This window comes from Pseudomonas oryzihabitans, from assembly GCF_001518815.1.
In the GTDB taxonomy this organism is placed as follows: domain Bacteria; phylum Pseudomonadota; class Gammaproteobacteria; order Pseudomonadales; family Pseudomonadaceae; genus Chryseomonas; species Chryseomonas oryzihabitans_E.
The window spans coordinates 1,437,915-1,457,488 of sequence record NZ_CP013987.1 but is presented as its reverse complement, the minus strand read 5'-3'; the positions used below and the strand labels follow the sequence as shown (position 1 = coordinate 1,457,488).

General features: G+C 65.9%; 14 protein-coding genes and 1 pseudogene. 7 read left to right on the top strand and 8 right to left on the bottom strand.

The window, feature by feature from the left end:
• The 8 genes from APT59_RS06515 to APT59_RS06480 all read right to left on the bottom strand — a co-directional run bounded on the left by APT59_RS06515 (window position 1) and on the right by APT59_RS06480 (window position 10,292).
• Window positions 1-1,485 carry a SulP family inorganic anion transporter gene (locus tag APT59_RS06515; RefSeq protein ID WP_059314113.1) on the bottom strand — a complete coding sequence of 495 codons (1,485 nt, stop codon included), beginning with the start codon at window positions 1,483-1,485 and terminating at the stop codon, window positions 1-3.
• Between the two features lie 263 nt (window positions 1,486-1,748).
• Entirely contained in the window at window positions 1,749-2,450 is a 702-nt protein-coding gene (locus tag APT59_RS06510; RefSeq protein ID WP_082696297.1) for an ATP-dependent Clp protease proteolytic subunit, read from the bottom strand.
• A gap of 104 nt (window positions 2,451-2,554) precedes the next feature.
• On the bottom strand, window positions 2,555-2,911 hold the full coding sequence (locus APT59_RS06505) for a YajD family HNH nuclease (protein ID WP_059314111.1): 357 nt from the start codon (window positions 2,909-2,911) through the stop codon (window positions 2,555-2,557).
• Window positions 2,912-3,039: 128 nt separating this feature from the next.
• Window positions 3,040-3,933, bottom strand: a complete 894-nt coding sequence (locus APT59_RS06500; RefSeq protein ID WP_082696296.1) for a transporter — start codon at window positions 3,931-3,933, stop codon at window positions 3,040-3,042.
• A 12-nt stretch (window positions 3,934-3,945) separates the two neighbouring features.
• Complete coding sequence (locus APT59_RS06495; protein ID WP_059314110.1) at window positions 3,946-5,922, bottom strand: alkyl/aryl-sulfatase; 1,977 nt, start codon at window positions 5,920-5,922, stop codon at window positions 3,946-3,948.
• A 123-nt stretch (window positions 5,923-6,045) separates the two neighbouring features.
• Window positions 6,046-7,665, bottom strand: a complete 1,620-nt coding sequence (locus APT59_RS06490) for a bifunctional aspartate transaminase/aspartate 4-decarboxylase (RefSeq protein ID WP_059314109.1) — start codon at window positions 7,663-7,665, stop codon at window positions 6,046-6,048.
• Window positions 7,666-7,681: 16 nt separating this feature from the next.
• The gene (gene aspT / locus APT59_RS06485) at window positions 7,682-9,379 is read right to left on the bottom strand and encodes an aspartate-alanine antiporter (RefSeq protein WP_059314108.1); all 1,698 of its coding nucleotides are present in this window, start codon (window positions 9,377-9,379) and stop codon (window positions 7,682-7,684) included.
• Window positions 9,380-9,860: 481 nt separating this feature from the next.
• Complete coding sequence (locus tag APT59_RS06480; RefSeq protein ID WP_059314107.1) at window positions 9,861-10,292, bottom strand: carboxymuconolactone decarboxylase family protein; 432 nt, start codon at window positions 10,290-10,292, stop codon at window positions 9,861-9,863.
• A 210-nt stretch (window positions 10,293-10,502) separates the two neighbouring features.
• On the opposite strand from APT59_RS06480, the gene APT59_RS06475 reads away from it, so the two are divergent.
• From APT59_RS06475 to APT59_RS06450, 7 genes and pseudogenes are all read left to right on the top strand, one after another.
• Window positions 10,503-11,906 carry a PLP-dependent aminotransferase family protein gene (locus APT59_RS06475; protein ID WP_059314106.1) on the top strand — a complete coding sequence of 468 codons (1,404 nt, stop codon included), beginning with the start codon at window positions 10,503-10,505 and terminating at the stop codon, window positions 11,904-11,906.
• A 404-nt stretch (window positions 11,907-12,310) separates the two neighbouring features.
• A pseudogene (locus APT59_RS22890) lies at window positions 12,311-13,039 on the top strand (CHASE3 domain-containing protein); the annotation flags it as partial.
• Window positions 13,040-13,078: 39 nt separating this feature from the next.
• A complete protein-coding gene (locus tag APT59_RS22885) occupies window positions 13,079-13,942 on the top strand; it encodes a methyl-accepting chemotaxis protein (RefSeq protein WP_420480507.1) in 864 nt (287 codons plus the stop codon).
• A 118-nt stretch (window positions 13,943-14,060) separates the two neighbouring features.
• The gene (locus APT59_RS06465) at window positions 14,061-15,254 is read left to right on the top strand and encodes a DUF2252 domain-containing protein (protein ID WP_059314104.1); all 1,194 of its coding nucleotides are present in this window, start codon (window positions 14,061-14,063) and stop codon (window positions 15,252-15,254) included.
• 234 nt (window positions 15,255-15,488) lie between these two features.
• Window positions 15,489-16,004, top strand: a complete 516-nt coding sequence (locus APT59_RS06460) for a sigma-70 family RNA polymerase sigma factor (RefSeq protein ID WP_059314103.1) — start codon at window positions 15,489-15,491, stop codon at window positions 16,002-16,004.
• Complete coding sequence (locus tag APT59_RS06455) at window positions 16,001-16,954, top strand: FecR domain-containing protein (RefSeq protein WP_059314102.1); 954 nt, start codon at window positions 16,001-16,003, stop codon at window positions 16,952-16,954. The genes APT59_RS06460 and APT59_RS06455 overlap by 4 nt, the downstream gene beginning before the upstream one ends.
• 138 nt (window positions 16,955-17,092) lie before the next feature.
• Window positions 17,093-19,489, top strand: a complete 2,397-nt coding sequence (locus APT59_RS06450) for a TonB-dependent siderophore receptor (RefSeq protein ID WP_059314101.1) — start codon at window positions 17,093-17,095, stop codon at window positions 19,487-19,489.
• Window positions 19,490-19,574 lie beyond the last annotated feature (85 nt).

Below are 19,574 nucleotides of genomic sequence, written 5' to 3'. Positions count from 1 at the left end.
TCAGTGGCCCAACAGCTGGCTGTCGGCCCCAGGTTTGTCGTGGATGCCAAAGCGGTCGACCAGGGTCGCGCTGGCCTGATCGAGGTCGAGGACCTGCACGGTTACGCCTTCCCGGCGATACCTGAGCACGACCTTGTCCAGGGCGGCGACGGCGGTGATGTCCCAGAACTGGGCCGCCCTGAGATCGATGCGGACCTCGTCCAGCACCTCCTTGAAATCGAAGGCCTCGATGAAGGCCGCGGTGGATGAGAAGAACACCTGGCCACGCACCTCGTAGACGCGAATGCCGGGCGCTTCCAGACGAGACGTCAGCGTCAGCTGGTGCCCCACCTTGTTGGCGAAGAACAGCGAAGCCAGCAGCACCCCGACCAGCACGCCGAGCGCCAGGTTGTGGGTGGCGACCACGACCACCACGGTGGCCACCATCACCAGGTTGGTGGAAAGCGGGTGCCGCCGCAGATTGCGGATCGAATCCCAGCTGAAGGTGCCGATGGAGACCATGATCATCACCGCCACCAGCGCCGCCATGGGAATCCGGGCGAGCCAGTCACCGAGAAACACCACCATCAGCAGCAGGAAGACGCCGGCGCAAAGAGTGGACAGCCGGGTGCGCCCGCCGGATTTCATGTTGATCACCGACTGGCCGATCATGGCGCAGCCCGCCATACCGCCCAGCAGGCCGGCGGCGATGTTGGCGATCCCCTGCCCCTTGCACTCGCGATTCTTGTCGCTAGGCGTATCGGTGATGTCGTCGACGATGGTGGCCGTCATCAGGGATTCCAGCAGCCCCACCACGGCCAGCGCCAGGGAATAGGGCAGGATGATCAGCAGGGTGTCGAGATTCAGCGGCACCTGGGGCCAGAGCAGCACCGGCAGGGTATCGGGCAGCTGTCCCATGTCGCCCACCGTGCGGATGTCCAGACCCAGGGCCAGGGAGACAGCCGTCAGCACCAGGATGCACACCAGCGGCGAAGGTAGCAGCCTGCCCACCACCGGTAGCAGCGGGAACAGATAGATGATGCCCAGCCCGGTGGCGGTCATGGCGTAGACCTCCCAGCCGACATGGGTCAGCTCGGGCAGCTGGGCCAGGAAGATCAGGATCGCCAGAGCATTGACGAACCCCGTGACCACGGATCGGGACACGAAGCGCATCAGCGCACCCAGGCGCAGATAGCCAGCAGCGATCTGCAGCACCCCGGTCAACAGGGTCGCGGCCAGCAGATATTGCAGGCCATGCTCCTTGACCAGGGTCACCATCAGCAGCGCCATGGCGCCGGTAGCCGCCGAGATCATGCCGGGGCGACCACCGACGAAGGCGATCACCACGGCGATGCAGAAGGAGGCGTAGAGCCCCACCTTGGGATCGAGTCCCGCGATGATGGAAAAGGCGATGGCTTCGGGGATCAGCGCCAGGGCGACGACCAATCCGGACAGCACATCGTTCTTCACATTGGAAAACCAATGTGTCTTGAGGGTATTCAACATGGACAACTCGCACCTGTGCCTGACCCGTCGAGCGAGTGGCAGACGCCGGATCAGGCGTGAATTCCAGGGTTGGCAGCCGTCACGCCGCGGGCGCGACAGGACGGCAGACGTTCTTGCATCAGCGATGCAAGAACGGGAGAGGTGCGAGCTATGGGGGACTGGGTTGCCAGTCGCGGGAGGGGAAATGCATACCCGGAAGGTATCACGAAAGAACGAGGGTTTGTAGACCGCACCTGCCGGTCTGGCCGGGCGTCAACCTGCCCTCACCTGCTTCCGCCGTCGCTGACGAAGTAGGTAGCCCGGTCGGTCCCACGCGGCAGCCGGTCCGGTGCCCGGGTGATCAAACCGATGTCCTTGGCGGCGTCGTAGCCCAGTCGTCGCCTGTTGCTTTCGGAGGACAGCAGGGTGGTGAGCTCTTCTGGCGCCAGCTTGAGGCAGCCCTTGTAGATCTCACGGAACTTGAGGTTCTCGCGCTCGACGTCCTCGAACGCCTGCTTGGCCTGATCCGGCTTCATGTAGCCGTTGACGGCGATGGCCGCCGCGGCCGGATGCAGGAGAAAGCTGGCGAGTGGCGCCGCGTAACGATCTTCGGCCGCGCAATAGATCATGGTGGCGGATGAATCCGTCGCGGCGGCGTCGATGGTATTGATGTGCAGCGGATAGTGGCGGATGAAGTCGTAGGCGACATAGCCCGCCTCCATGCTGCCGCCCGGGCTGTTGAGATAGAGGTTGACGTTCTTGGTGGCGGGGTACTTGAGGGCGATGTCGCTCAGGGCGGCCAGCAGGGAGCTGACCGAGCGGTCGTTGATACCGCTGTTGAAGTACACCGACGCGGTGTCGGCGCTGGCAGCCGTGCCCTCGCCGCGGATGACGGCCATCTCGGCGGAGGCCTCCGGCAGACAGCCTGCGGCCAGCACGACCAAGGCCCCGGCGGCCAACCGTTTAGCAACGCTCGAACGTCTCATCCCCTCTCGCTCCCAGGTCGGCAATCAGCCAAAGACCTGAAACGCTAGAGGGCGAGACTTAAGATCGGCTTAAGGCAGGACGGACTGCCTGGATCGCCGTGCGCTTAGTCCTTTTTCAGCAGTCCCGCCAGCCCCGCGAAGGGGTTGTGGGTGGCCTGGGCCACCTTGGGCGTGCCCAGGGAGCTGTCGCTGAAATACTGCTGATCGGTGTAGCGGCTGTGCTCGTTGTCGTGGCAGTACAGGCAGAGCAATTCCCAGTTGGAGCCATCCTGGGGATTGTTGTCGTGGTTGTGGTCGCGATGATGCACGGTCAGCTCGCTCAGGCGCTTGCCGGCGAATTCCCGCGCGCAGCGACCACAGACGTGGGGATACATCTTCAGCGCCTTGTCACGATAGCCGCGTTCGCGCTCGCGCTGGGTCTCGGCGAGGATTCGATCCAGCTTCGAGGTATCGGTAGCCATGCTGCACCCTTAGGGGTCTAGAAGAGACCGTCAGTATAGCCTGCGCCCGGTGTCCTGGTATCGCGCCGGGACACCGGGCGCGGGAGCCTCAGGCTTGCGCGAGTTAGGCGCGTTTCCTCTCCCGCGAGTTAAAACGCATGGTTGACGTTTATCGAGAAGGTCGTGGCGGCCGGGGTGTAATCCTCGCGCAGGACGGTCCGGGTGACCGCTGTGCTCACCGCCGTCGTGGAGGTGAAACTGTAGCTGCCACTGACGCCCAGGCGCAGCGTACGCTGGCGATTGTCCTGATCCTCGTCACTCACGCGGGTGGTTCCGCCATAGGCATAGAAGGTATCCAGCGACAGCCAGGCGCGCTTGCCTGCGTCATGGCTCAAATGAGCCTCGATACCGTAGAGCGGTGCCTGCTCCAACCGCCCGTTGCGATTCTCGCTGTTGTCACTGAAGAACTGCACGTTGCCATTGATCGCCAACAGGCCGCCCTGGCCAAAGGGTGCCCCAAAGGACAGTTGCGGCTTCAAGGCCCAGCGGTGCTTGCCTACGTTGAGCAGAGCATCCTTGTCGTAGTCGCCGGTTGGCAGGGTCACCGCCATCGAAGCGGTCAGGAAAGGGCCCGCGGTCCACGTCTGAAACTGCTGCCGAGTCAGAGCCGGAGCGCCATAGAGGTTTGCCAGAAAGATGGCGGTAATGTCGCCGAGGCCCTCGGTGTCGGTACTCAATCGCGTCCCCTTGAGCCGCGCATCGACGAAGCCGTAGGGCACTATCAACTGAAAGCCCGCCACGCGATCGCCCAGCGCGAAGGTGCGGGCATACCTCACCAGGGGAACATGGGCATCAACCTCCACCCCCTTGATCGGCAAGGAGGGATCGACCGACGCCTCGCTGTTCGAATAGGTGTAATAGAGAAACAGGATGTTGGTGTCGACGGGCACGTTTTCCCAGTCCCGGGCGCCGTCGGCCGTAACGTCTGCGGACCGGAGGATCAGGATGAAGGCCAGCGGAGCAAGGGGTATCCGGATGCCCATGATGCATGGCCCTCAAGGCGTCACGATGTTGAAGACATTTTCGAAGTCGTCGAGGTTGGCCAGCAGTTGAGTGACCGCCTCGCGACGTCCTTCGATGACGATGGCCCCGTCCTCGATGGCCTTGTCGAAGGTCGTCTGGCCCAGGTTGATGGTGTCGAGCGTGCTTCGCGAGAGCCGGACGGTGGCGTCCGCCGTCGCCACCGCCTGCGCCTTGCGATGCGTCAGGACCCCCGAACGCAGGGTCAGCACCTGCGTCTCGCCCAGGTCGTCGAAGATCCAGTTCAAGACGCTGTCGCCGGATCTGGCTGCCTTGGGACCATTCAGGCGAATGCCCAGGTAATCGAAATACATATCCAGGGTCAGGGCCTTGAGCGTATCAGGCGAGGCGGTAGTGGACGATGCGGGAGGGACACCGTTGCGGAGCTCGCTGGCGCCCATCAGCATGGCGTTGCGCCAGGTGCCTGCCTCGCTTTGGTAGCCCATCTGTTCGAGCGCATTCGCCAGGAGCTCCCGGCCACGCCGCGAAGCGGGGTTGGCGAACACCACGTGCTTCATGAGCTCCGCCACCCAGCGATAGTCGCCCTGGTCATAGGACACCTGAGCCTTGCTGACGACCTGCTCCTCGCCCCCCATGACAGCGACGTAGCGCCGGGCGGCCTCGACGGGCGGCAAGGGGTTGAGATTCGCGGGGTTGCCGTCGTAGAACCCCAGATAGCGCTGGTAGACTGCGCGTACGTTATGACTGAGGGTCCCGTAGTAGCCGCGGTTGTACCACCGCCGCGCCAACGGCTCCGGTAGGCTTTCGAGCGTATCAGCGATCTCCATGGGCGTCAGGCCGAGATTTATCAGCCGCAGCGTCTGGTCATGGATGTACCGATACATGTCCCTTTGATCCGCCAGCAGCGTCTCGACCCTGTCCCGCCCCCAGGTCGGCCAATGGTGCTGGGCGAACAGCACCTCGCTCCTGTTGCCGTAGCGAGCCAGGGTCTGGTCGAGATACTCGGACCATTTCTTGGCATCCCGCACTTCCGCGCCACGGATCGTGAGAATGTTATGCAGGGTATGGGTGGCGTTCTCCGCTGCGCCCAGCGCCCGATAGGCCGGGAGGTACATGTTCATTTCGGCCGGAGCCTCGGTTCCGGGTGTCAGCTGAAACTCGACCTCCAGGCCGTCGATGGTCCTGGTCACCTCAGCCTCGCCGTCGGCCCCGAGGATGTCGGTGGGCGCGATGAGACTCACCGTGCCCCGCGAGGTGGTCTTGCCCAGCCCGGCGCCGACCTGACCCGTGGGGCTCTTCGGCAACAGCGCCCCGTACATGTACTGGGCCCGACGGCTCATCGCGGTCCCGGCATAGACGTTTTCGGAAACCGCGTGCTCGAGGAAACCGTTCGGGGCATAGACCCTGACCGCTCCGGAGCGAACCTGGTCTTCGCTGACCACGCCCTTCACGCCGCCGTAGTGATCCACATGGGAGTGCGAATAGATGACGGCCTTCACTGGGCGATTGCCGCGCTGCTGGCGATAGAGCGCCAGTGCAGCGGCGGCGGTCTCGGTGGAAATCAGCGGGTCGATGACGATGACGCCGGTCTTGCCCTCGATGAGGGTCATGTTGGACAAGTCCAGCCCCCGCACCTGGTAGATACCCTCGGTGACCTGGAAAAGACCCGCGATGTTGTTCAGGCGCTCCTGCCGCCACAGGCTGGGATTGACGGTATCCGGCGCCTGCGGCGCCTCCAGGAACCCATAGCCCGCCAGGTCCCAGACCACCTTGCCTTTTTCATCGCGGATCACACCCTCGGGAAACGTCGCGATCCGCCCACGCAAGGCGTCATCGAAGTCGGAGGTATCGGCGAAGTCCAGCACGCCAAGGAGCTGCCGATTGGCCGTGATGGTTGCCGGGCTGGCGCCTTGCGGCGCGGACGCCTGCTCTGCCGCACTCGCCAGGGAGCCGATGAGGGAAAGGGGGATCATCCAGCCTGACAGACGCATGGGCGCTTTCCTCGACAGTGGGTTGGCCAGTCGCAGCGTCCGGGCACTTGGCGTTCATCGCCAGCTCCGGGTGCCCCAGGCGACACGGGCAGGTAGCGTCGGTAACTCGGGTGTGCAACGGGCTCAGGGCTGCGCCGGGTGGTTGCCGTCCTCCCTTTCAAACTCGGCGAAATACTGCTCCGCCATGGCTCGCAGCGAGCGGCCGATGTTGGCGTACTCGTATTCGTTGAGGTTGGCGAGGGACACCCGGGCAGCCGGTTGCTGAGTGCCGAAGCCCTTGCCGGGCAGGAGCACGATGCCGGTCTCCCTGGCGATGCGGAACAGCAGGTCACCACTGCTGAACTTGGCCTTCACCCAGGTGGCGAAGGCGTCGCCATGGAGCTTGCGGGCCAGGTCTTCCAGATCCAGCAGGGTGTAATAGTCGACGGCGTTGGGATCGCTCTCCGGGGCGACGCCCAGTTCGCGATAGAGGGCAGCTTCGCGGCGCCGCACCAGCTTCTTCAGTTCGGTCTTGTAGCCGTCGCTTTCGTCCATCAGGGCGAACAGCGCGAACAGCACCATCTGCACCTGCTGCGGCGTGGAAAGTCCGGCCGTGTGGTTGAGCGCCACGGTGCGGCTGTCGGCGACGAGCCGATCGAGAAACTTGAGGCCGCGCACGTCCGGCAGCAAGCTGCCATAGCGGCGGTCCAGGGAAGCCTTGGTCGCCTCGGGCAGCTCGGCCAGGGCCTGGTCGAAGATGCTGTCCTTGTGCGCGCCTATCACCCCCAGGCGCCAGCCGGTGGCACCGAAGTACTTGGAGAAGGAATACACCAGCAGGGTGTTGCGCGGGCAGGTGGCGAACAGCGAACGGAAGTCGTCGGCAAAGGTGCCGTAGACATCGTCGGTGAGGATGAAGAGGTCCGGACGCGCCTCGGCGACGAGGCGGGCGACAGTGGCCAGGCTGCGGTCGTCCATCTTCACCGACGCCGGATTGCTGGGATTGATGCAGAAGAAGATCTTGATCGTCGGATCGCGCAGCTTGTCGAGTTCGCTGTCCGGATACTGCCAGTTCGCCTGGGGGTCGGCGTGGATGTGCACCTGCTCCAGACCGAATTCTTCCAGCTCCGGGATCTCGATGTAGGGAGTGAAGGCCGGCATGCCGATGGCCACCTTGTCACCCCGCTTGACCAGGCCGTTCTGTTGCAGCGAATGGAAGATGTAGGTCATGGCGGCCGTGCCGCCCTCCACGGCGAAGAGGTCGACCGAGCCGGCGGGCACGTAGCCGCCGATCATCTCCTTGACGATGTAATGGCTGACCACCTGCTCGGAGATCCTGAGCATGCGCGGCGGCACCGGGTAGTTGGCGCCGAGGATGCCTTCCACCATCTCGTGGAGGAAGGCCGAGGCCGAAAGTCCCAGCTGGTCGCGCACATAGCTCAGGCTCTTGGCCAGGAACAGCACGCCGGGCTGGTCGCGGTGCTCGGCGGTATAGCGCTCGAAGCGCGCCTCGATGCCATCGATCTGCGGCAGGCCGCCGACCCCGTGGGGCATGTAGGAATAGGACAGTTCCGCCTCGCTGGTGGCGAACAGGCCGAGGCGGAAGAAGGCCCGCCTCGGCAGGGTCGCCAGGAAGTTGGGATTGCCGCGACCGGCGTTGAGCATCAGGCGGTTCTCGCTGCCCGAGGCGAGCTTGATCAATTCGTCCTTGAGTTCGAACGGACTCAGTTTGGCGTACTGGGCGTAATCGTCTTGGACTTCGCTCATGACTTGCTTCCTTCGGTTAGGCGAAGGCCACGACCAGTGGCCCGAGCAGGGTGAGAAACACATTGGCCAGGGCGTAGGTGACCGCGAAGGGCACCGTGGGGATCGAGTTGCCGGCCTTGTCCAGCACCTCGCCGAAGGCGGGGTTGGCGCTGCGCGCACCGGCGACGGCCCCGGCGAACAGCGCCAGGTTGCGGTAGCGCAGTACATAGTGACCGACCAGGATGGTGATGACGATGGGCACCACGCAGACCACCACCCCGATGAGGAAGATGGAGAGGCCCTGGGTGGCGATGGTCTCCACCGCCTGGCGCCCGGACTGCAGTCCCACCACCGCCACGAATCCGGCCAGGCCGAGGTCGCGCAACAGCGTCGAGGCCGGCAACGGCAGGTTGCCGCGGGTCAGGTGGCGACTGCGATACCAGCCAAAGACCAGGCCGGCGATCAGCGCACCGCCCCCGCTGCCCAGGGTCAGGGGGATGGCTCCCAGGCGGATCACGACCAGGCCGATGAGCAGCCCGACCGCCAGACCGAAGCCATGGAAGACGAAGTCGGTCTTGTCGCTGGGGACGATGATGGAACCGACTTGCTGGGCGACCCGCTGGATGTCGTCCGGGGTGCCATAGAGGGTGACCAGATCGCCTGCCTCGATGACGGTATCGGGCTCCAGCGACAGGGGCCGCCCGGCGCGTTTCACGCCAACCACGTAGACGCCGTGGCGCAGGGCCTGGCTGGCGGCCTGGCGGATCTCGACCACGCGGCGACCGATGAAGGCCGGGTTGTCGAGGCTGACGTCACGCTGCACCACCACCACATCCATGTCGGGCGAGGACTGCAGCTCGGCGCCCAGGCGCGCGGCGATGGCCACCACCCCGGCGCGCCGTCCCACCACCAGCACCACGTCGTCGGCTTCCAGCACCGTCGTCGGGGTCACCCCGACCAGGGCGCCGCCGCGCTTGATGCGCTCTATAGTGAGGGCCGCCTGGGGATCGTCCTGGTCGCTGACTTCCAGCTGTGCCACGGTCTGGCCAGCCGCCTGGTCGATGCGATAGAGCCGTCCCACCAGCGGCGGGATGGCGGGCAACTCCCCCGGGCCATAGACCTTGGCCCCGGCCAGCAACTCCGCCTCGGCCTGGGTCGCATCGTCGCGGATGCTGCGCTGCATGAACCAGGGCAGCACATTGACGCAGAGGATGATGGCGCCGAAGGAGCCGAAGATGTAGGTCACCGCATAGCCCACGGCGACGTTGCCCTGCAGTGCCTGGATCTGCTCAAGCGGCAAGTCGAGCTTGGCGATGGCGGCGCTGGCGGTGCCGATGATGGCGGACTGGGTCATGGAGCCGGCGGCGATCCCCGCGGCGATGCCCTTGTCGAGGCCGAACAGCCGGGCGCAGACGATGATGGCCAGGAGACCGCTGAGTGCCATCACCGCCGCCAGGACGATCTCGCGCAGCGATTGCCGACCCAGGGAGCGAAAGAATTGCGGCCCGCTCTCGAAACCTACGGCGTAGATGAACAGCGCGAAGAGCACCGACTTGATGCCGTTGTCGATGCTAATGCCGACTTGGCTGATGACCACCGCCACCAGTAGCGAGCCGGCCACCCCGCCCAGCTGGAACTTGCCGAACTGGATGCTGCCGACCCAGTAACCGATGGCCAGGGACAGGAACAGGGCAAGTTCCGGCGCCTGATTCAAGATCTGCTGCAGGTATTCCATGAGGGCTGCCTTCGACCAGGGATCCGCGAGCGGAACGAGGTGAAGTGACATCCGGCCTGGCCGTCTAGCGGCCCGGAGAGCCACGGCTCCACCTGCTACGCCACCTTGCCCTGCAGGAAACTCCTGACAGCGAGGGCGCCCCGCCGACGTTAGTCTGGTCATATGAAGACTTACGTCGGCATGGCCCAAAGAACCTAAGCACAGCATTTTAGAGCTGTCAAAAGCGCAGCCACCGCGAATCGGCGCCACGAAAACAGACTTTGCGGGCTTGAAATCCGCTCCCCATGGCCAGGCACGGTAGGACACCGGCAGCCCGCCGTCACTGACCTGGCATGGAGGTCGAACGCTCCTGCACCTGGCTTTTTTCGGATGGAACTCACCTGGCACCTGTACCTGCCATTCATCGGGTATTTCGGCGCAGTCCGTCCGGGTCTCGGCTGATCCTTTCGCTCCCGGCCGCCGCCTTTGGCCGCGTCACCGGCTAGAGCTTCATTCCCACCGCCAGCCGATTGAAGGCGTTCATCAGTGCCACGACAAAGGTCAGGTCGGAGACCTCGACGTCACTGAAGTGCATCTTGAGTGGTTCGTAAAGGGCATCGGGTGCGCCCTGCTGGCTGACGGCAGTCAGGGCTTCCGCCCATTCCAGGGCAGCGCGCTCGCGGGCGTCGAAGAGATCGCTGATGCGCCAGCCGGCCAGACGGTCGAGCTTGGCCTGGGCCACGCCTTGCTTGCGCAATGTCTGGGCATGCTTGCCCAGGCAGAAGGCGCAGCCATTGATCTGGGAGATGCGCAAGTAGACCAGCTCCACCAGTTCCAGGCCGAGCGAACTCTGCGCCAGGGCCTGGCCCGTGGCGATCAGGCCTTGGTAGGCGGCGGGCGAGAGGGTGGAAAACGGCAGGCGCAGTTGGCTCATGGCTTACTCCAGGTAGTGGTCACAAGGTGGGCGAGATGGCCTCACGGAAGTGTTGTTTACGGGCGGTCGCCAGGGTCCGGCAATGTCGGACGGGCCCTCCAGGTAGCTGAGTACCCAAAGCCCTGGCGAGCGTTGCCGGGAAAGCTGCGCCCACTCTAGGCAGCCGATGGCCTAGGCTATAGAGCCAAGAAAGATACAAATGACCAGGCCATGACCCTGAACGCCGCCCTCGACAGCCGCCTCGCCTTGCCTCTCTATCGGCAGCTCTATCAGCGCTTTCGTCAGGCACTGGACGACGGGCGTTTGCGTCCCGGTGATCGGGTACCCGCGGTGCGTGCCCTGGCGGCGGAGCTGAACGTGGCCCGGGGAACGGTGGAGATGGCCTACCAGCAGCTGATCGCCGAAGGCTTCCTGCTGCCACGCGGCCCGGCCGGAACCATCGTCTCGCCGCAGTGGAATCGCTCCGCTGTACCGCCACCGATGAGCCCCGTCGCGCCTCGGATGCTGACGACCCATGCTGGCGGGCCACCCCTGCCCCTGCAGCTGGGCTTGCCCGCCCTGGATGCCTTTCCGCGCAAGGTATGGACACGCCTGGCCGCGCGGCAGCTGCGCCACCAGGGGCTGGAGGGGCTGGTCTATCCCGATGCCCGGGGTCATGCCGGCCTACGCACGGCCATCGCTACCTACCTGGGGTTGTCCCGGGGCATCGCCTGTCATCCAGCACAGGTGTTCGTCTGCGCGGGCTATCGCGCCTGCCTGGACCTGGTCGTCCAGACGCTGCTAACGCCCGGTGATGCCTGCTGGTTCGAGGAACCCGGCTATTTCATCGCCCGGCGCGCCTTGCAGACCGCGGGTCTCGAGCTGATTCCGGTGAAGGTGGATGACGTAGGACTGGATGTGGCCGCCGCTTTAGCCCAGGCACCCACAGCGCGCTGCGCGCTGGTTACCCCCAGCCATCAGAGTCCGCTGGGCGTAGCCCTGTCGCTGCCCCGGCGACTGGCGCTGCTGGACTGGGCACAGCGCCAGCAGGCCTGGATCATCGAAGACGACTACGACAGCGAGTACCGCTACCAGGGCAAGCCGCTGCCGGCGCTCAAGAGTCTGGATGACCAAGGACGGGTACTCTATGCCGGCACCTTCAGCAAGGTGCTGTTTCCCGGTCTGCGCCTTGCCTACCTGGTCGTGCCGCCCGAGCAGATCGAGGCCTTCACCCTTAGCGCCGATCACCTGCACAACCACGCGCCCCAGTTGCTGCAGGCCACGGTGGCAAGCTTTCTCGAAGAAGGGCATTTCGCTCGTCATCTCAACCGCATGCGTACCCTCTACCGGCAGCGCCGCCAGTGGCTGGCCGAGGCGCTGCTGGCAACCAACACGCCGGGGGTCCAAGTCGAGCTCCAGGCGGGCGGCCTACACCTGCTGGCACGCCTGATCGAGGGAGATGACCGCCCCTGGGCAACTGCCGCCCAGGCTGAGGGGTTGGCGGTCCAGGCCCTGTCACGCTGGTACCTGGAAACGCCAGAGCGGCAGGGCCTGCTGCTGGGCTTCACCAACGTCGCCAGCCCTGCGGAAGCCGCCGAACTGGCTTGGCGACTGGCTCGGCTGAGGAATGCCTAGGCAACGCACCTTGCACCTCCGAACCGCTGCTCACGCAGGACGACCTCTCCTAGTAGGCAGGAGCCGGTTACCGCTCGCCCCTGGCGCACCCTCTGCGCCACCTGACGCCAACCGCAAAAATGTTTACTGCGTCACATAAAACTTTTTCCTGCCTCTTCGCTCAAACACCCAGCTCGAAGGCTCTGGCCTGCACCTCTTCAGTCGAAACCGTACTGCTTTCGCTGTACTCCGAGAGCGCGCCGAGCGAGCCACACCTTTCAGCGGTACCTGCACTACCAGGAGCCACGCTTCCCCGCCGTCGGCGCAAGACACGGATCAGTCGCGTTCCCCTCCGCTAGCTCGCTGTACCCCCAAACGTCTGCCCGATGGGCCTGAGTCGACTACCTAGCGCTTGAGGTTTTCCCATGCTGCAACAGCTGACCATCTCGAACAAACTCAAACTCGGCTTCGGCGCGATCCTGGTCATCATCCTGGCGCTGATCCTGGCGGCCAGCCAGGGCTTCAACCAGGTCAATTCGGCGGTCCAGCAGAACATCCATTCCTACCACGTACTGCAGGATTCCGACGCCGCGCTGTTGGCGCTGGTCAACATGGAAACCGGGATGCGCGGCTTCGCCCTGACCGGCAAGGACGAATTTCTCGATCCTCTCAACCAGGGGAAACGCCAATTCGCCGAGCAGTTGCAGGAGCTGACCCAGCTCACCCGTGACAATCCCGAGCAGCAGGCCAGCCTGGTACAACTGGGTCAGGCCGAGGCGCAGTGGCACCAGGAGTCGGTGCAGCAGATCCTGGCGCTGCGGCGGCAGGTCAATGCTGGCAGCCAGCCGCTGGACGTCCTCACCAGCCGCATCGCCACCGCCCAGGACAAGGGCAAGATGGACGACATGCGTGACGTGCTAGGTCAGATCAAGACCCGTGAGACCCGCCTGCTGGACAGCCGTACCGAGTCGATGCAGGACGCCAAGCAGCACGCCATGCTGATCCTGATCAGCGGGGGCATTCTCGCCACCCTGCTGGCCCTGGTCATCGCCTGGTCGCTGTCGCGGACGGTGGTCGGCCGCCTGGCCCAGGCCGTCGCCGTCGCTCGCGACATCGCCGCGGGCCAGCTGGATTCGCCGATCCCGGCCGCGGGTCGCGACGAAGTGGGTCAGCTGCTCGGCGCCTTTGGCCAGATGCAGGAAAAGCTGCGCGCCATGATCCAGGGCATCAAGCAGGGGACCGACCAGCTGGTCGCCGCCGCCCATACCATCTCCGCCAATTCCCAGCAGCTGTCGGCCGCCGCCCAGGAGCAGTCCAGTGCCGCCTCCAGCATGGCCGCTACCGTGGAGGAACTGACCGTGAGCATCAATCACGTGGCGGACAACGCCGGGGAAGCCCACGACCTCTCCAGCCAGTCGGGCCGCCTGGCCCAGGACGGCGGCCAGACCATCCAGGCCTCGGTGGACAGCATGAGATCCATTGCCGGCACGGTGCAGTCCTCGGCCACGCGCATCGGCGAGCTGGGCGAGCACTCCGAGCGGGTGTCCTCCATCGTCAGCGTGATCAAGGGCATCGCCGACCAGACCAACCTGCTGGCGCTCAACGCGGCCATCGAAGCGGCGCGGGCCGGCGAACAGGGCCGCGGCTTCGCCGTGGTGGCCGATGAGGTTCGCCAGCTGGCGCAACGCACCACCAACTCCACCCAGGAGATCGCCGCCATGATCGAGAAGATCCAGGCCGCGACCCAGGCCGCCATGAGCGACATGGAAGTGGGCGTACGCCAGGTCAACGGCGGCGTCGACCTGGCCAACCAGGCCGGCGAGGCGGTGGTCAGCATCAACGCGTCCTCGGACAATGTGGTGCGGGTGGTCAACCAGATCTCCCTGGCGCTGCGCGAGCAGACTGCCGCCAGTCACGACGTCGCCCGCACCGTGGAGCGCCTGGCGCAGATGGCCCAACAGAACAGCGAAGCCATCGACGAGACGGTGCAGACCGCCGTCTCCCTCGATGCCCTGGCCAACGACCTGAATCGCCAGATCGGCCAGTTCCGCTGCTAGCCCTTCACCCGGCGGATCACGACCCCGGCCAGCTGCCGGGGTCAGGCCGTGAAATACCCCGCAACATTCACCGAGCGAAGCGGTCACACAGGCGTATCCCTCGAGGCCTGCGCCCTGCATGAAAACCCCGCGTCCCGCTGATCGTATTCCCCGCCTCAACCAGCTGCGTAACCTGAAGATGGCCCGTTCCGCCCACGCCTATGTCCGCGGCAGCACGGTCCAGTTCTATGAGTGGCTGCACAGCCAACCCGGCCGCAGCCTGCCCAACGGGCCGGCGGTATGGATCTGTGGCGACTGCCACGCCGGCAATCTTGGCCCTACCGGCGACCTGCATGGTGCCACCGACGTCAATATCCGCGACCTGGACCAGACCGTGGTCGGCAATCCGGCACATGACCTGGTGCGCCTGGCGCTGTCGCTGGCCACGGCGGCACGCGGCTCCGACCTGCCGGGCGTGACCACGGCGCGGATGCTCGAAGAAATGATGCGCGGCTACGAGATCGCCTTCGAAGACGACCTCGAGCGCGAGGTGCCGCGACCGGCCCAGGTCAAGGCCGGGATGCGCAGCGCGGTGCAACGCACCTGGAAGCACCTGGCCCGCGAGCGTATGGAAAACACCCGACCCAAGCTGCCGCTGGGCAAGCACTTCTGGCAGCTGAGCAAGGCCGAGCGCCAGGCCATCGCCGAGCTGTGCGAGACCCCGGGTATCCATGCCCTGGTGACCTCGCTCAAGGGCCGCAGCCACGACAGCCGCGTCGAGCTGCTCGACAGTGCCTACTGGGTCAAGGGCTGCAGCTCCCTGGGCTTGCGCCGTTACGCCGTGCTGCTGGGCGTGGACGATGGCGACGATCAGGACTACTGCCTGATCGACGTCAAGCAGGCGGTGGCCGCCGCCGCTCCGCGCGTGGCTCACGCGACCATGCCACGCGATAACGGCAAGCGCGTAGTGGAAGGGGCACGCCAGCTCTCCCCCGCGCTGGGCAATCGCATGCTGGCGGTGCGCATGCTCGATCACTCCTTCTTCATCCGTGAACTGCTGCCCCAGGACCTCAAGCTGGAGCTGGACGAACTCAGCGCCCGCGAAGCCATGAGCGCCGCGGCTTATCTCGCTCGCGTGGTCGGTCGCGCCCACGCCCGGCAGATGGACCTGGCCACGCGCGTGGAGTGGATGAGCGATCTGCAACGCAATCGCACCCGCACCCTGGATGCCCCCTCCTGGCTATGGAGCAGCGTGGTGCAGCTGGTGGGCGCCCACGAGATGGGCTACCTCGCCCATTGCCGCGCCTATGCGCTGGAGCATGCGCAGGACTGAGCTCGTCGTGAAGCCGGCCTGAGGCTGTCCGCCTCAGGCCGCGCCCTTGCCATGCCCTCCCCTGGGACCTGCCCGCCAGGCTCCGTCTGCCAGGGGCTACGCTCACCACCGCTTTCCGCTTGCCCCTTACCCGCTTCGTCGATCCACGCAATCGCGCATTGTGCGATGTCTGTCCTTTAAATAAAATGAGACGCTTTATCATTTAGAGGCTGGCGCTCGCGCCAAGGATCTTCCATGCACCCTGCCCTGCCTGCCGGCTCGCCGACCGTCGCGCTGGACCAACTCTATCGCGACCATCATGGCTGGCTCAGTGGCTGGCTGCGCGGGCGGCTGGGCAATGCGCCGGATGCGGCGGATATCGCCCAAGACACCTACCTGCGCATCCTGACCTCCGGGCGCCTCCCAGGTCGCGAGGACTCGCGGCGTTATCTGGTGCAGGTGGCCAAGGGACTGGTGATCGACCTCTGGCGGCGGCAAGAGGTGGAGCGCGCCTACCGTGAAGCCATCGCCCACCTGCCCGAAGCCCAGGTGCCCTCGCCGGAGACGCACTGGCTGATCGTCGACGCCCTGCTGCGCATCGATGCCATGCTCGACGGCCTGCCCGCGCCGGTACGGGAGGCCTTTCTGCTGGCGCAATTCCAGCGGCTGACCCTGGCCGAGATCGCGGTGCGGCTGGACCTGGCGGTGATCACGGTGCGCCGCCACATCCAGCGCGCCCTGGTCGCCTGCCTGGTGGCCAGCGAGGCATGACCCGTCCCGCGCCACGCCTGCTCGAAGAGGCGGCCGAGTGGCTGCTCACCCTCAAATTCGATGAAGCCGACGAGGCACAGCGCCAGGCCTTCGAGCGTTGGCGTGGGCAGAGCGAGGCCCATCGCGCCGCCTGGGCGCGGGCCGAACGGGTCATGGGCACCTTCGCCAGCGTTCCCACCGACATCGGTCAGCAGGTGGTGCGGCGTGCAGGTGACCGGACGCTCAGCCGGCGACGCACCCTGCGCCTGCTCACGGCCCTGCTGGTGGGGGTTCCTGGCGGCTGGCTGGCCCTGCGTAGCCTGCCGCTGGGCGAACCGGAGGCCGACCTGGCCACCGCCACGGGCGAGCGCCGGAGCCTGGTGCTCGCCGATGGTAGTCAGCTGGTCCTGAACACCGCCTCCGCCCTGGACGTGCGCTTCGACGCGCAGGTGCGGTGCCTGCGACTGCGGCGCGGCGAGGTGCTGGTGACCACCCATACCGATCCCCTGGTGCCACGGCGACCGTTCGTGGTCAGCCTGGCGCAAGGCGAGGTCGAAGCCCTGGGTACCCGTTTCAGCATGCGCCTGGAGGAGGACCTCTGTCGGGTGGCGGTCTTTGCCCATGGCGTGGAAGTGCGGCCGCAGCAGGGCGCGGCCATACGCCTGGCCGCGGGGCAGCAGGCCTGGTTCGACGCCCGTGGCGTACAGCGCCTCGCCCCGGTGGACGAGGACGCCAGCCTCTGGACGCGTGGCATGCTGCTGGCCCACGACCGCCCCCTGGCCGAGGTGCTGGCAGAACTGGGTCGCTATCGCCCTGGGCTGCTGCGCTGCGACCCGGCGGTGGCCGAGTTGCGGGTATCCGGCGCCCTGTCGCTGGATGACACGGACCAGGCCTTGCTGGCGCTGGAACGCACCCTGCCGATCCGCGTCACGCGCCGCACCCGCTACTGGGTCGCGGTGGGTGCGCCCTGAACGGCAGCGGCGGATGCGAAAAAATAAAGTGCGCCGCCCCTGAGCACTTTCCCGCGCTCGTCCGGGATAGCTGCAGACGCCCTCATGGAGAGCGGTGGCAGCCCGCGCCTGGCGCGCTCTAGAGGACGGCAACACGACATGGCAAAGATCCACCGGCAGCAACCCGGCACCCGAGCCTTCACCCCACTGATCCTGGCCGTCGCCCTGCAGGGCGTGCCCCTGGCCGCTACTGGACTGGCCCTGCTGCCGCTGCCGGCCCTGGCCGCCGCGGAGGTGCGTGACTACCGGGTTCCCGCCGGTCCGCTGACTGCGGTGCTGGCCCGTTTCGCTGCCACCGCCGGGGTCCAGCTGGTATTCGATCCGGCGCCGCTGGCCGGGCGCAGCAGTCCGGGACTGCAGGGCCGCTATACCCTCGACCAGGGTTTCGAGCGCCTGCTGCGTGGCAGCGGCTATCGCTGGAGCGAACGTGGCGCCGGCATCTATGCCTTGGAAGCCGGCAGCGCCGAGGCCGCCCTGGCCATGCCCGAAACCACCATCCAGGCCAGCGCCACGGGCGGTGGCGCGGATGTCGGCTACCAGCGCCCGGTCAGCACCAGCACCACGCGCCTGGGCCTGACCGAGCGGCAGACACCCCAGGCGATCACCACCCTGACCCGCGACCAGGTCGAGGATTTCCGCCTGCAGAGCATCAAGGAAGCCCTGCGTGCCGCCCCGTCGGTGACCGTCGAGCAAACCGAGACCGACCGCACCCAGTTCACCTCGCGCGGCTTCGACATCAACAGCTTCCAGTACGACGGCATGGGCATGCCCTTCGTCAGCACCACCCTGGTGGGCGACCAGGACCTGGCCGAATACGAGCAGGTGGACGTCCTGCACGGGGCCAATGGCCTGATGAGTGGCACCGGCAATCCCTCCGCGGCGGTCAACTTCGTGCGCAAGCGGCCCACCGCCGACTTCCAGGCCAGGCTCGGCGCCAGCGTCGGTTCCTGGGACAACCGCCGGGTGGACGCCGATGTCTCCGGGCCCTTGACCGAGACCGGCAACGTGCGCGGGCGCTTCATCTACGCCCACGACAAGGGCAATTCCTGGCTGGATCGCTATGGTCATGAAAAGAACGTTGCCGCCGGCCTGGTGGCCTTCGACCTCAGCGACGCCGATACCCTGACCCTCGGCTTCTCCCAGCACAACAGCGACGCCAACGGCAGCTCCTGGGGCAACCTGCCGCTGGCCGATGTGGACGGCAATCCCCTCCACTACGGCAGTCGCAGCGCCAGTGTCGGCCAGGACTGGACCTACTGGAATCTGGACACCCAGCGTGTCTTCGGCGAATTCACCCACGACTTCGGCAACGGCTGGCAGGGTACCCTCACGGCGACCGGCGTCACCGAGCGGCAGAACGCCGACATGTACTACCTCTTCGGAGTCAGTGGCGATGATGCCACCGCCTTCGGCGACCACTCCGCCAGCAAGGCGCACCAACTGATCGGCGAAGCCAGGCTGTCCGGCCCCTTCCAGCTGTTCGGCCGTGACCACGAACTCACCCTGGGCGCCAGCTACGGCCGGACCCACCAGAAGCTACGCGAAAAGATCCTCGCCGAGGACGGCTACTACCCCACCACCCTCTCCGGCTCCCTGGCCGGCGTCCCCGAGCCGTCGCTGCAATACACCGACGATATCGGCCATACCCAGGACTTCACCGATCGCCAGAAGAGCCTGTTCGCCGGTGCCCGCTTCAACCTGATCGACGATCTGCACTGGATCGTGGGCGCGCGGATGCTCAGCGCCGATGCCAGCGGCCTGAGCTATGGCGACGATTACTACACCCGCGTCCATGGCGAAGTCACCCCCTACACCGGTCTGGTCTACGACCTGAGTCCGCAGTGGAGTCTCTATGCCAGCTGGACCAAGATCTTCAGCCCGCAATACAGCTTTGGGCTGGATGGTCGGCTGCTCGATCCGCTGGAGGGCAAGAGCCTGGAAGCCGGCATCAAGGGCGGCCTGTTCGACGATCGCCTGAGCCTCACCGCCGCGGTGTTCAAGACCGAGCAGCGCAACGTCGCCTCGACCTCGGTGCTCACGGGTTCGCGTACCCTCTACGACACCACCGACTACCGGAGCCATGGCCTGGAGCTGCAGGTCTCCGGCGAGGCGCTGCCCGGCCTGGACCTGCTGGCCGGCTACACCTATGTGCGCATCGACGACGCGGACGGCGAGCGGGCGCGCAAATTCGTGCCCAGCCACAGTCTGCGTGGCCTGGCGACCTATCGCCTGCCGGGCTTGCCCCAGGCCAAGGTCGGCGCGCGGCTGAGATGGCAGAGCGGTATCGAGAACGACAACAACAGCCGCATCCACCAGAACGCCTATGCGCTGGTGGATCTGCTGGGCAGCTACGACGTCGACGAACACTGGAGCACCCAGCTCAATCTCAACAACCTCACCGACCGCAAATACCTGCTGTCGCTGTACAACAACGCCACCAGCGGCAACTACGGTGCGCCGCGCAACGCGACGCTGTCGGTCAGCTACACCTTCTGAGCCCGCTGCAACCTTGAGCCTGGGCAACCGGACGATGAGACCTCTGTCCCGTCGTCCGGTATCGCCCGGCGATCCTTTGCGCCGT